This window comes from Albidovulum litorale (genome assembly GCF_025751495.1).
GTDB lineage: Bacteria > Pseudomonadota > Alphaproteobacteria > Rhodobacterales > Rhodobacteraceae > Albidovulum > Albidovulum litorale.
This window is the reverse complement of record NZ_JAOWKZ010000002.1, coordinates 831,313-845,000: the sequence shown is the minus strand read 5'-3', so window position 1 is coordinate 845,000 and position 13,688 is coordinate 831,313. Positions and strand designations below refer to the sequence as shown.

Below are 13,688 nucleotides of genomic sequence, written 5' to 3'. Positions count from 1 at the left end.
TCGAGCCGCAGCCCCTCGCGGTAAGGCCAATCAAGAATCGGATAACGCTGCCCGATCATTTCCTCTGGTCGCACCAGCGTTTCGAAGGCAACAAATTTGGCAGAGGGCTGAACACCAATCCGGTTCAGCAGATCGGCGAGCGGAAAGCCGATCCACGGCACCACCATCGACCACGCTTCAACACAGCGTAAGCGATAGATGCGTTCCTCCAAGGTGACACCGCTCAGGATGTCAGCAAGATCGTAATCGCCCGGCTTGTCCACCATCCCGTCGATCTTGACCGACCAAGGGTCCACCGTCAGCTTCTGGGCATTAACGGAGGGCTCTTCCTTGCCGGTGCCGAATTCATAGAAGTTGTTGTAGCCGCGGATATCGCTGATGTCGTTGGGTTCCTCGTCGGTCGAGTAATCGGATTTCACGTAATCCAGCTTGGCGACTGCCGGCCCGGCGACGCTTAACGCCGCGGCTCCCGCGATCAGTTGCCGCCGGTTGAGAAAAACCGCTTTCGGCGTCACGTCGGACCAGTTCAGATCGGGGATGAATTTGGTTGGCATTGGGGGCTCCGGCTGTCACTTGGGTGGGAGCCTATACCGGATCGGGGCCCACGCCCTAATAAAGCCCACTCACGACTGCGTTGGCAGATTGTAACGAAAACGGTTTCGGCCCGGCTTACGCCGGGCCGATCCGCCGGGGGCAAGGCCCCCGGACCCCCAAGGTATTTGCAAACAGAAGAAGGGCGGTTCGCTCCGCCCCTTTTCTTAGTGCAATACGGCATCCTCCGGACGCGGCCGGGTGGATTTCGAGATCTTCTCACCCACGATGAGGCCTTCGGTTCCGGCGCTGACGGTGACCGCGTCACCGTCCTTGACGTCGCCCGACAGAAGCATCTCGGCAAGCGGGTCCTGAAGATGGCGCTGGATCACCCGCTTCAGAGGCCGTGCGCCAAAGACCGGATCGTAGCCTTCCTCGGCCAGCCACTTCTTCGCAGCCTCGTCCATATCGAGCGCGATCTTCCGGGCCGCGAGCCGCTTGACCAGACGGCGAAGCTGGATCTCCACGATACCGTCCATGTCGTCCCGCGTCAGCCGGTGGAAGATGATCTGGTCATCGAGCCGGTTGAGGAATTCGGGCCGGAATTGGGCACGCACCGCATCCATCACGTCGCGTCGCGCCTGACCGCTATCGGCACCTTCGGGCAACTGGCTGAGCGCCTGCGATCCGAGGTTCGAGGTCAGCACGATCAACGTCTGCTTGAAGTCGACATGGTGGCCCTGACCGTCGGTCAGAACACCGTCGTCGAGTACCTGCAGGAGCACATTGAAGACATCAGGATGCGCCTTTTCGACCTCGTCGAACAGAACAACCTGATAAGGCCGCCGCCGAACGGCTTCGGTCAGCACACCGCCTTCGTCATAGCCGACATAGCCCGGAGGCGCGCCGATCAGGCGGGCGACGGAATGCTTCTCCATGAATTCCGACATGTCGATGCGGACCATCGCGTGTTCGTCGTCGAAGAGGTATTCGGCGAGCGCCTTGGTCAGTTCGGTCTTGCCGACACCGGTGGGGCCAAGGAAGAGGAAAGACCCAAGCGGACGGTTTTCGTCCTGCAGACCCGCGCGCGCCCGGCGGACCGCTTTCGACACGGCCTCGACCGCCTCGCGCTGACCCACGACGCGCTTGCCCAGTTCGTCTTCCATCTTGAGAAGCTTTTCGCGTTCGCCCTCCAGCATCTTCGAGGTCGGAATGCCGGTCCAGCGCTCTACGACTTCGGCGATCTGTTCCGGACGCACGGCCTCTTCGACCATCAGCGCGTCTTCACGGTCCTCGGCCTCGGCCAGCTGTTTCTCCAGCCCCGGTATGACGCCATAAGATAGCTCGCCCGCACGCGCGAGGTTGCCTTCGCGCTTGGCGTGGTCGAGTTCAATCCGCGCCCGGTCGAGCTGTTCCTTCAGGCCGCGTGCCGATTCGAGCTTGTCACGCTCCGACTGCCACTTGGCGGTCATCTCGGACGACCGCTGCTGGAGATTGGAAAGCTCTTTCTCCAGCTTCTCCAGCCGGTCCTTGGACGCGGCATCGTCTTCCTTCTTCAGGGCCTCGGCCTCGATCTGCTTCTGCAGAATCTCGCGGTCGAGCGCATCGAGTTCCTCGGGCTTCGAATCTACTTCCATGCGAAGCCGAGAGGCGGCCTCGTCCACAAGGTCGATGGCCTTGTCGGGCAGGAAGCGGTCGGTGATGTAGCGCTGCGACAGAGTTGCCGCCGCCACAAGCGCTGCGTCGGCAATTCGGACGCCGTGGTGAAGCTCATACTTCTCCTTGATGCCGCGCAGGATGGAGATCGTATCTTCAACCGTCGGCTCATCGACCAATACCGGCTGGAAGCGCCGGGCAAGGGCCGCGTCCTTCTCGACATATTTGCGGTATTCGTCGAGCGTAGTGGCACCGATGCAGTGCAATTCGCCGCGCGCCAAGGCGGGCTTGATCAGGTTCGCCGCATCCATCGCGCCATCAGTCTTGCCCGCGCCGACGAGCGTATGCATCTCGTCGATGAACAGAACGACCTCACCGGCAGCGGCTTCGATTTCCTTCAGGACGGCCTTCAGCCGCTCCTCGAACTCGCCGCGGTACTTCGCGCCCGCGATCAGCGCACCCATGTCGAGCGCCATGAGGCGCTTGTTCTTGAGCGATTCCGGCACGTCGCCGTCGACGATGCGCAGGGCAAGCCCTTCGGCAATCGCCGTCTTGCCGACGCCGGGGTCACCGATCAGCACCGGGTTGTTCTTGGTCCGGCGCGACAGCACCTGCATCGCCCGGCGAATTTCCTCATCGCGGCCGATGATCGGATCGATCTTGCCCTCTTCGGCCGCTTCGGTCAGGTCGCGGGCATATTTCTTAAGCGCATCATAGCCTTCTTCGGCCGAGGCGCTGTCGGCCGTGCGGCCCTTGCGGATATCATTGATCGCGGCGTTCAGCGCCTGTGCCGTCACCGCGCCTGCGGACAGCGCGTCCTTGGCTTTGGTGTTGACCATGGCGAGCGCCATAAGCATGCGTTCGACGGGGACGAAACTGTCGCCCGCTTTCTTCGCGATCTTCTCGGCTTCGTCCAGAACGCGGACCAGCGTGGTATCGACATAGACCTGACCGTCGCCGCCCGAAACCTTGGGCATCTTGGCGATCATCTGGTCAACCGACTCCTGAACGCGCTTCGGCTCACCGCCGGCGCGCTTTATCAGATTGGCGGAAAGGCCCTGATCGTCATCCATGAGTGCCTTCAGAAGATGCTCCGGAACCACTCTCTGGTGTCCCTCGCGCATCGCGATGGTCTGTGCGGACTGAAGGAAACCGCGCGACCGTTCCGTGAACTTTTCCATGTTCATCGGTTCTCTCCTTCTCTGAAGCCCCCGGCTGATCGGCCGCCCATACGTGGCACGGCGCTTTCCGGGTCTTGTCAGTGACTTGGATATTGGCGGCCGGGATTTCAAGCCGCCGGGGATTTCGAATCGCGGAAACGAATTGGAAAGGAGATTCGGCGTTAATGGCTCTTAAGGTTAACGGAGGACCAGCATGACCCGTATCGCAAACGCCATCCGCATCGCCACCGGCCATTTCATCGAAAACCTGTCGCCGGTGCCGCCGCAGCTTATCGCCCTTGCCTCAGCGACACGGGATTGCGCACCCGGTCTGCCAAACCCCTTTGCAGTGCGCCGTCTGGGGTAATCGGATGCGCATTCTGTCTGCCAGAATAACAAGGGCCCGGCGGGATCGCGCAAACTGCCGGGTCGAGGCCATCGTGGCCCTGACGGTATTATGGGGGGGTGAGCCGGTTCAGGCCTTCATCCGCACATCCGCCCCGGCGCGGGCGCCGGACGCGGCAACACTCCGCGCCCGGCTGCTCGGGGCTGCCAAGCTCAGCTTTGCGGCTGACCCTGTGCGATGCACCCCCCGCCGCGCAGCGTGATTTCGCCGGGTTCCAGCCCGGGCAGGATGGCGATCGTTCGCGCCGGGCCGGCGTTCCTGCAACACAACCGCTCGGTACTTGTTCCAGACTGGCGGCACCTGTCACGGCCCGGGGTGCGGCTTTTTTCCGGATGCGGAACGTGATGTGGGTGCGATGGTGAGGCACAAAAGCACTTTCTAACGGAATAGTGCCGCAGCGGCATGTCAGCCCGCCAATGCTTGCCCTGTCCGCGACCTCAAACCTTGACAGACACTTCCCCCGCAATCATGAGGGCGCGACCCCCACCGGAAGGAGTGCCCTGATGACTGCCGATGACCGTCTCATCGTCGCCCTCGATGTCCCGAATGCCGTCGCCGGGCTGGAGTTGGCCGAAGAGCTCGGACACCGGGTGAGTTTCTACAAGATCGGGCTTGGCATGCTGACGGGCGGCGGGCTGGCTTTGGCCAATGAGCTGAAGCAGGAACACGGCAAACGCATCTTCCTCGACATGAAGCTTTTCGATATTGGCGCGACGGTGGAAGCGGCGGTTCGGGGGCTGGCGCAGTTCGATCTCGATTTCCTGACGGTGCATGGCGATCCCAACGTGGTGCGAGCCGCGAAAGAGGGTGCGGCGGGCAAGGATCTGAAGATCCTTGCTGTCACGGTTCTGACCTCGCTCGACCGTGCCGATCTCGACGCCGCGCTGATCCGTCCGGGCGATATCCGTGAGATCGTCTCCGAACGCGCCACCCGGGCTTTTGAGGCGGGCGCAGATGGGGTGATTTCCTCAGCGCAGGAAGCCACGATGATCCGTGCGCTGCCGGGGGCAAAGGGCAAGCTGATCGTGACACCGGGTATCCGGCCCGCAGGCAGTGACCTTGGCGACCAAAAGCGCATCGCGACCCCTGCCCGCGCAATCGCTGACGGGGCCGATCATATCGTCATCGGCCGCCCGATCTGGGCCGCGCCCGATCCGGCCGCTGCGGCTGAGGCCGTACTGGCGGAACTCGCCTCGCCGCAAGCGCAGCGGCCGAACGCCTGAGCGTCCGGCCGCCGCTTTTCCAGCAGAAACTCAGGGACGTACTCCCTGTTCGTGAGTGGTGGATCACTCGGTCGCGGCTGGTACCGCAGCCGGGTCTGCCGGTGCTGCTTCCTCAGCGGGCACTGACGCAGACGGATCGGTAAGACCCGCGACCGGTGCCGTCTGACCGCCGGTATTGGAACCGGCCATCCAGATGACAAGCGCCAGAGCCGCTACGACGATGCCCAGAAGTACAATGACGCCGCCGATTCCGCCTTCGCCATGGGTCCGCATATAGGCCCGCGACGGATCGTAGGAGGAGCGCCCTGGCATGTGCTGCTCATAGTCCATGTAATGCTCCTTTCCATGGGTTACCCGCACAGGATCGGAGCTTTTCCGGGTCAAGGCCATAAGCGGATATTCACTCAGCCATAGGCCGCCGGAACCGCCAAAACACCTCGCGAATTTTCGCCGAAGCCGGCCAGCGCTCGGTCAGAATGTGGGCGGCGTGCAGGCCGAAACGATCACGCAATCTTCCGGACCGGGATTGTGAAACCGGTGCGGCGTGCGGCTGTTGAACAGGTAACCGTCGCCCGCCGTCAGAAGTTGCGTATCCTCGCCGACGGTCACCTGAACCTGGCCCGAAATCACGATTCCGGCCTCTTCGGCATCGTGGCTGTAAAGTTCAGGCCCCGTATCGGCGCCCGGCGCATAGGTTTCGTGCAGCATCTGCACCGCGCTCGATCCCGGTCGCCCGACCTGGCGAAAGATCACCCGCGCACCCGCATCGCCCAGCTTTGCCGCGGGGGTAATTTCACGCAGCTCCTCATGACGGAAATGCCATTTCGTCCCCGCGTCAGCGCTGCCCGCAAAGAAATCGCCAAGCGAAATGCCGAGGCCGGCCAGTATCTTTTTCAGCGTCGCGACCGAAGGGCTGGTGCGGTTCTGTTCGATCATCGAGATCATGCCGCCAGTCACACCGGTCAGCGCCGCCAGCTGGCGTTGTGACAGACGCAGTCTTTCGCGCTCTTCCTTCAGGCGTGATCCGGTGTCGAAATCCATCGCGCTCGATCCAATCTCTCGGGACCTCTTCTTTAGTGATAAATTTATTGTGCATCAATCTGCAATATTGATCATTTCCTGCCGAAGGATTATTGGGGGCGGGATCACGTTCCGAGGAGAGCATCATGCTGAACGCCGAGATTGAAACCCGCCGCCAGTCCGCCATGTCGCGCGGCGTCGGCGTCATGACCCAGATTTACGTCGACAAGGCCGAGAATGCCGAGCTTTGGGACAAGGAAGGCAACCGCTATATCGACTTCGCCGCCGGTATCGCGGTGGTCAATACCGGCCACCGCCACCCCAAGGTCATCGCGGCCGTGAAAGACCAGCTCGACCATTTCACCCATACCTGCCATCAGGTCGTGCCTTACGAAAACTATGTGCGCCTTGCCGAGCGCATCACCGCGATTGCGCCGATCAAGGGCGACAAGAAGGCGGTCTTCGTGACGACCGGCGCCGAGGCGGTGGAAAACGCCGTCAAGATCGCCCGCGCCGCCACGGGGCGTCAGGCTGTCGTCGCCTTTTCCGGCGCGTTCCATGGCCGGACCTTCATGGGCATGGCGCTGACCGGCAAGGTCGTGCCCTACAAGGTCGGTTTCGGTGCGATGCCGAACGACGTCTTCCACGTGCCCTTCCCGGTGCCGCTGCATGGGGTTTCGGTCGAACAGTCGCTCGATACGCTGAATTACCTCTTCAAGTCCGATGTCGACCCCAAGCGCGTCGCCGCGATCATCCTCGAGCCTGTTCAGGGCGAAGGCGGCTTCTACGAAGCGCCGCGCGAATTCTTCAAGGCGCTCCGCGCGATCTGCGACGAACATGGCATCCTTCTGATCGCCGACGAGGTTCAAACCGGCTTTGCACGTACTGGCAAGATGTTCGCGATGGAACATCACGACGTTCAGCCGGACCTGATGACCATGGCCAAGGCACTTGCCGGCGGCTTCCCGCTCGCGGCCGTCGTCGGCCGGGCCGAGGTGATGGACGCACCAGCCCCCGGTGGGCTTGGCGGCACCTATGGCGGCTCGCCCATGGGAATCGCTGCCGCCAATGCGGTGCTTGACGTGATCGAGGAAGAGGGGCTTTGCGATCGCGCCAACCAGCTTGGCTCGCGGCTGAAACAGCACCTCGAATCGCTGCGATCCGACGTGCCGGAGATCGTCGATATCCGCGGTCCCGGCTTCATGAACGCAGTGGAGTTCAACGACCCCAAGACCGGCAAGCCCTCGGCCGATTTCGCCAACAAGGTGCGCGCCGAGGCACTGAAGCGCGGGCTGATCCTTCTGACTTGCGGCGTCCATGGCAACGTGATCCGCTTCCTGTCGCCGATCACGATTCAGGATGAGGTCTTCACCGAAGCGCTTGGCAAGCTCGAAGACGCGATCCGCGCCGCCCGCTAATCCCGTCTGCTGACGGTTCGTGAAACGGCCGCCCCGCGCGGCCGTTTTGCATTCTGATCCCCTGCTATGATCCTACGGAGACGCCTGCGGCGTCACGCGATATGCGCTTCGCGCGGTCAGGGGGCGTTCCGCCCCCTCGCCCCGGATATATCCGGGGCTCACCCCCTGAGAGTATTTCCGGACAGAAAGTGAATGGATGGCGGCACTTTCTGTCTGAAAATACTCCTCCGGAAGCAGGTCTTCTTCCCTGACTCGCCACGAGAACAAAACATGAATATACTGGCTCGGCTGTCTGGGTTGCCACATGTTCATAGAGCTTTCCGCCACATCGAATTTCACCTTCCTCACCGGGGCTTCGCATCCCGAGGAGTTGATGGAAGGGGTGGCGGAGCTTGGTCAGACGGCGCTCGCCATTGCCGATATGAATTCGGTGGCGGGGATCGTCCGGGCGCATGTCCAAGCGCGCGAGATCAGGCGGAAGACTGGCGCGGCCCCGCGCCTTGTCCCCGCAGCGCTGATCCGGCTCATGGACGGTTTCACGGTCACCGCGCTGCCGCAGGACCGCGCCGGATGGGGGCGGCTCTGTCGGCTGATCTCGGCGGGGCGCCTTCGAGCGCCGAAAGGCGACTGCCATCTTGGGTTTGATGATCTACTCGAATGGGGCACGGGGATGGACCTGCTTCTTCATCCGCCACCTGAAGCGGTGAGACAGGCGACCACGCCGGGGGGCGGCGCGGCTGGGTGGGTGAGGCAGGCGGAACGGCTGGCGCGCCGCCTTGGCCGGGATCACCTCGCACTTCACATGGCGCCCTGTTACGACGGCGGCGACCCTGCCCGTTTCGACCGTCTGGCGGCGCTGGCCGACCAGCTCGGCCTACCGACTGTCGCCTCGGCCCGGCCGATCATGCACAGGGCCGCGCGCCGCCCGCTGGCCGATGTATTGACGGCGATCCGCAACGGGGTCCGGGTCGATGACCTTGGCCGCACCGCACTCGTCCATGCCGAACAACGGCTGCGGTCGGAAACCGATATGCTGAAGATCTTCAGGGGCCATGAGACAGCCGTCCACCGGAGCGGAGAAATCGTCCGCCGCCTGACCTTTTCGCTCGACGAGTTGCGCTACGAATACCCTTCGGAAATCGCTGCGGGCGAGGAGCCTTCGGCCCGCCTTTCCCGCCTGACCCGCGATGGCCTCAGGTGGCGCTACCCGCAGGGCGTACCCGGGAAGGTCCGCAAGATGGCCGATCACGAGCTCGACCTGATCGCGCGGCTGAAATACGAGCCCTATTTCCTGACCGTCCGCGATGTCGTAGCCTTTGCCCGCGACAAGGGCATCCTTTGCCAGGGGCGGGGATCTGCCGCCAATTCCGTCGTCTGCTACGCGCTCGGCGTCACCTCGGTCAGCCCCGAGGTCGGCACCATGGTTTTCGAGCGCTTCGTTTCCGAGGCGCGCGACGAGCCCCCCGACATCGACGTCGATTTCGAACATGAACGGCGCGAGGAGGTGATCCAGCATATCTACGAAAAATACGGCCGCCACCGCGCCGGGCTGTGCGCCACGGTGATCCATTATCGCGGCAAGCGCGCCGCGCGTGAGGTGGGCCGCGCCATGGGGCTTTCCGACGATACGCTTTCGGCCATGTCGAGCCAGATCTGGGGCTGGGGCGGCGGCGAGGTCTCGGTCGAACGGTTGCGCGAGATCGGCCTCGATCCGACCGACCGGCGGGTGATGAAGACGCTGTCGCTCATCGCGGAAATTCAGGGCTTCCCCCGCCACCTTTCGCAGCATGTCGGCGGCTTCATCATGACCGAGGGGCGGCTCGACGAACTCGTACCCGTCGAAAACGCGACGATGGAAAACCGCACTGTCATCCCCTGGGACAAGGACGATATCGACGCGCTCGGCATTCTCAAGGTCGATGTGCTGGGGCTTGGCATGCTGTCCTGCATCCGCAAGGCCTTCGACCTGCTTCAGACCCATCACAAGACCCGCTTCACGCTGGCCACCCTGCCGCCCGAGGATCCGGCAGTCTACGACATGCTCTGCGAAGCCGATTCCATCGGCGTTTTCCAAGTCGAAAGCCGAGCGCAGATGAACTTTCTGCCGCGGATGAAGCCGCGGAAATTCTATGACCTCGTCATTCAGGTCGCGATCATCCGGCCGGGGCCGATACAGGGCGATATGGTCCACCCCTTCATCCGGCGTCGGAACGGGCAGGAAAACGTGACCTTCCCGTCCGATGCGCTGGGCGAGGTTCTGGGCAAGACGCTGGGCGTGCCCCTGTTTCAGGAACAGGCGATGCAGATCGCCATCATCGGCGCGGGGTTTTCGCCCGAGGAGGCCGACCGCCTGCGCCGCTCGCTCGCCACTTTCAAGAAGCATGGAAATGTCAGCGAGTTTCACGATCGCTTCATGCAAGGCATGCGCGCGAACGGCTATGATGACGACTTCTCCGCCCGCTGCTTTTCTCAGATCGAGGGCTTCGGCAGCTACGGGTTCCCCGAAAGCCATGCGGCGAGCTTCGCGCTTCTGGTCTATGCCTCGGCCTGGCTGAAACACCACCATCCCGGCATCTTCGCCTGTGCACTCCTCAATTCCCAGCCGATGGGGTTCTATGCCCCCGCCCAGATCGTGCGCGACGCCCGCGATCACGGCGTCACCGTGCTGCCGGTCTGCATCAATGCCAGCGTATGGGACAACCGGATGGAAAAACGCGCCGACGGCAGGCTCGCGCTCCGGCTCGGTTTCCGCCAGATCCGGGGGGTTTCCGAGGAAGAGGGCGAATGGATCGAACAGGCGCGCGGCAACGGCTATCGCGCGGTCGAGGATGTCTGGCGCCGCGCCGGGGTCGATACCGGCGTGCTGACCCTTCTGGCCGAGGCCGACGCCTTCGCCGCGCTCGGTCTTGCCCGTCGCGACGCGCTCTGGGCCGCCCGCGCGGTGTCACCCGCGAAACCGCTGCCGCTTTTTGCCGACGATATGGACGGGGAGGGGATCGTCGAACCGGCCGTCATCTTCGCCGAAATGAGCGAGGATGAGCATGTGGTGGAGGATTACGCCGCCATTCGCCTCACCCTGCGGAGCCATCCGATGGCGCTTTTGCGCGCGAAACTCACACCGCCGACGGGCAACCCCCGCCATGTCTGAGACCTGGCGCTACGCCGCCTAGCATAAGCCGAACCAGGTCGAAATGCTGTATCCCAGGAATCAATTCTCCCGGCCTTTAGGGGCACGTGTTCGCACCGCATTTTCGGCTCGTCAGTTCCTTTGCCCCAACCACCAAATCTTGTGTCATCGGCGTGACAAGACCGCCCGAACCCCCTATAAGATGGACAGCAAGAAACGGGGCGAGCGGGCATGACCGAAGACGCACAGAAACCGGCCGAATACGGTGCGGATTCCATCAAGGTTCTCAAGGGCTTGGAGGCCGTGCGCAAGCGGCCCGGCATGTATATCGGCGATACCGATGACGGCTCAGGCCTGCACCATATGGTCTACGAGGTTGTCGACAACGGCATTGACGAGGCTTTGGCCGGTCACGCCGACTTTGTCCGGGTCCGTATCCACGCCGACAATTCGGTCTCGGTCCGCGATAACGGCCGTGGGATTCCGACCGACATGCATCCGACCGAGGGCGTCTCGGCGGCCGAGGTGATCATGACCCAGCTTCATGCCGGGGGTAAGTTCGACCAGAACAGCTACAAGGTCTCGGGCGGTCTGCACGGGGTGGGCGTGTCGGTGGTGAACGCGCTGTCGGACTGGCTGGAGTTGCGCATCTGGCGGAACGGCAAGGAGCATTACGCCAAGTTCGAAAAGGGCGAGACGAGCGAGCCCCTGCGTGTGGTCGGCGATGCCGCCCCGGGCAAGAAGGGCACCGAGGTTCGGTTTCTCGCGTCATCGAAGGCCAGCGACCCGAACGGCACCTTCTCCAACCTCGACTATGTCTTCAAGACGCTGGAAACGCGGCTTCGCGAACTCGCCTTCCTGAATTCCGGCGTGAAGATCATTCTTGAGGATAATCGCGGCGCCGAATTGCAGCGGACGGAATTGTTCTACGAAGGCGGCGTGCGCGAATTCGTGAAATATCTCGACCGGCACAAGACCTCGGCAATGGAAGAGCCGATCTTCATCACCGGCGAACGCGGCGGCATCGGGGTTGAAGTCGCGATGTGGTGGAACGACAGCTATCACGAGACGGTGCTGCCGTTTACCAACAACATCCCCCAGCGCGACGGCGGCACCCATCTTGCGGGCTTCCGGGGCGCGCTGACGCGGACGATCAACACCTATGCGCAGACTTCGGGCATCGCCAAGAAAGAGAAGGTCGACTTCACCGGCGACGACGCGCGCGAAGGGCTGACCTGCGTGCTGTCGGTCAAGGTCCCCGACCCGAAATTCTCCTCCCAGACCAAGGATAAGCTGGTCAGTTCCGAGGTGCGGCCCGCAGTCGAGAATCTTGTGGGCGAGAAGCTGGGTGAGTGGTTCGAGGAACATCCGAACGAAGCCAAGGTGATCGTCGGCAAGATCATCGAGGCAGCGCTTGCACGCGAAGCGGCCCGCAAGGCGCGCGAACTGACGCGGCGCAAGACGGCGATGGATGTCGCCTCGCTGCCAGGCAAGCTGGCGGATTGTCAGGAAAAGGACCCGGCATTGTCCGAGCTTTTCCTCGTCGAGGGTGACAGCGCGGGCGGGTCTGCCAAACAGGGGCGCGAACGGAAGAATCAGGCGGTGTTGCCCTTGCGCGGCAAGATCCTGAACGTCGAGCGCGCGCGCTTCGACCGGATGCTGTCGTCGGACCAGATCGGCACGCTGATCACCGCGCTCGGCACCGGAATCGGACGTGACGAATTCAACCTCGACAAGCTGCGTTATCACAAGATCATCATCATGACGGATGCGGATGTCGACGGCGCCCATATCCGCACGCTGCTTCTGACCTTCTTTTTCCGCCAGATGCCGGAACTGATCGAGCACGGGCACCTCTTCATCGCCGAGCCGCCCCTCTACAAGGTCGCGCGCGGCAAGTCGGAAGTGTACCTGAAGGATCAGGCCGCACTTGAGGATTACCTGATCCAGCAGGGCGTCGAAGGTGCGATCCTGCGCCTTGGTTCGGGCGAAGAGATCGTGGGTGCCGACCTCAACCGCGTCGTCGAAGAGGCGCGGGTGGTCAGGAAAAGTCTGATGGCTTTCCCGACGCATTACCCGGTGCATATCCTCGAACAGGCCACGATTGCGGGCGCGTTGGTGCCGGGCCGGGTCGATGCCGACGCACAGGGCGTAGCCAATGAAGTTTCCCGCCGTCTTGACGATGTCGCGGTGGAATATGAGCGCGGATGGCAGGGGCGGCCGACGCAGGATCACGGGCTGCGTTTCTCGCGCTCGCTGCGGGGTGTTGAAGAGGTCCGTACGCTTGACGGCCAGATCCTGCGCTCCGGCGAGGCGCGGCGGCTGGCCACCCATACGCAGGCACTGCAAGAGGTCTATGGCGGCATCGCTAAACTCGTCCGCAAGGACCGCGAACAACTGATTCACGGGCCGACAGAGCTTCTTTCGGCAATCCTGAGCGAGGGCGAAAAAGGCCTGACCCTGCAACGCTACAAGGGCTTGGGCGAGATGAATCCAGATCAGCTCTGGGAAACCACGCTCGATCCTGCGGCGCGGGTTCTGAATCAGGTGAAAATCGACGATCTGGCCGAGGCCGACGACATTTTCACCAAGCTGATGGGCGACGTCGTGGAGCCGCGTCGCGAGTTCATTCAGCAGAATGCGCTTAGTGTTGAGAACCTGGATTTCTGATTCGTTGTAACGGTCCGAGCTCCAGCTTTGCAGGAAACAGATTCGGCAACAGAACGCCCGTGTGGCACTACAGATGAGTCGATACGAAAAAAGCGCCCGAAGGCGCTTTGTCGTTCGTCCCAACCAAGCCGATCAGATTGCAGAGTCGATCCAGTTCTGAAGCGCGGCCTTGGGTGCAGCACCGACCTTGTTCGAGACGATCTGCCCGTCCTTGAACATGAAGAGTGCCGGGATGCCACGCACGCCCATCTGCGCCGGCGAATCGGGGTTTTCGTCCACATTCACCTTCACGATCTTCACCTTGCCGGCATAGGCTTCCGACAGTTCCTCCAAGGCCGGACCGATCTGCTTACAGGGGCCGCACCATTCGGCCCAGAAATCCACCACGACGGGGATATCGGACTGGCGGACTTCGGTGTCAAAGGTGGCGTCGGTGACGGCGACGGTGGCCATGATGGTTCTCCAATTCGGGAATGC

Annotated in this window: 10 protein-coding genes (1 of these 10 running past the window's edge); 5 read left to right on the top strand and 5 right to left on the bottom strand. The window is 62.7% G+C overall.

The features are described from left to right. Positions 1-539: the 5' portion of a protein-methionine-sulfoxide reductase catalytic subunit MsrP gene (gene msrP, locus OEZ71_RS09960; protein WP_263739999.1), read on the bottom strand. 367 nt of this gene lie to the left of the window's left edge; 539 of the gene's 906 nt are visible here — the first part of the coding sequence; it begins with the start codon at positions 537-539; its stop codon lies beyond the left edge, outside the window. Positions 540-758: 219 nt separating this feature from the next. Beyond that, on the bottom strand, positions 759-3,374 hold the full coding sequence (gene clpB, locus OEZ71_RS09955) for an ATP-dependent chaperone ClpB (protein ID WP_263739798.1): 2,616 nt from the start codon (positions 3,372-3,374) through the stop codon (positions 759-761). A 187-nt stretch (positions 3,375-3,561) separates the two neighbouring features. Between clpB and OEZ71_RS09950 the strand changes: the two genes are divergently transcribed. Together OEZ71_RS09950 and pyrF are read left to right on the top strand one after the other, a co-directional pair. Then, on the top strand, positions 3,562-3,714 hold the full coding sequence (locus OEZ71_RS09950) for a hypothetical protein (protein WP_263739797.1): 153 nt from the start codon (positions 3,562-3,564) through the stop codon (positions 3,712-3,714). Positions 3,715-4,256: 542 nt separating this feature from the next. Beyond that, on the top strand, positions 4,257-4,976 hold the full coding sequence (pyrF, locus tag OEZ71_RS09945; protein WP_263739796.1) for an orotidine-5'-phosphate decarboxylase: 720 nt from the start codon (positions 4,257-4,259) through the stop codon (positions 4,974-4,976). A gap of 63 nt (positions 4,977-5,039) precedes the next feature. Here pyrF and OEZ71_RS09940 read toward each other — a convergent pair whose 3' ends face one another. Both OEZ71_RS09940 and OEZ71_RS09935 read right to left on the bottom strand, forming a co-directional pair. After that, the gene (locus OEZ71_RS09940) at positions 5,040-5,306 is read right to left on the bottom strand and encodes a hypothetical protein (RefSeq protein WP_263739795.1); all 267 of its coding nucleotides are present in this window, start codon (positions 5,304-5,306) and stop codon (positions 5,040-5,042) included. Positions 5,307-5,447: 141 nt separating this feature from the next. Continuing rightward, the gene (locus tag OEZ71_RS09935; protein WP_263739794.1) at positions 5,448-6,017 is read right to left on the bottom strand and encodes a cupin domain-containing protein; all 570 of its coding nucleotides are present in this window, start codon (positions 6,015-6,017) and stop codon (positions 5,448-5,450) included. Between the two features lie 125 nt (positions 6,018-6,142). Between OEZ71_RS09935 and OEZ71_RS09930 the strand changes: the two genes are divergently transcribed. From OEZ71_RS09930 to gyrB, 3 genes are all read left to right on the top strand, one after another. Further along, positions 6,143-7,414 carry a 4-aminobutyrate--2-oxoglutarate transaminase gene (locus OEZ71_RS09930; protein WP_263739793.1) on the top strand — a complete coding sequence of 424 codons (1,272 nt, stop codon included), beginning with the start codon at positions 6,143-6,145 and terminating at the stop codon, positions 7,412-7,414. Positions 7,415-7,718: 304 nt separating this feature from the next. Next, a complete protein-coding gene (locus tag OEZ71_RS09925; RefSeq protein WP_263739792.1) occupies positions 7,719-10,562 on the top strand; it encodes an error-prone DNA polymerase in 2,844 nt (947 codons plus the stop codon). A 210-nt stretch (positions 10,563-10,772) separates the two neighbouring features. Continuing rightward, a complete protein-coding gene (gene gyrB, locus OEZ71_RS09920; protein ID WP_263739791.1) occupies positions 10,773-13,211 on the top strand; it encodes a DNA topoisomerase (ATP-hydrolyzing) subunit B in 2,439 nt (812 codons plus the stop codon). A 132-nt stretch (positions 13,212-13,343) separates the two neighbouring features. Here gyrB and trxA read toward each other — a convergent pair whose 3' ends face one another. Further along, entirely contained in the window at positions 13,344-13,664 is a 321-nt protein-coding gene (gene trxA, locus OEZ71_RS09915) for a thioredoxin (RefSeq protein WP_263739790.1), read from the bottom strand. Positions 13,665-13,688: the final 24 nt, after the last annotated feature.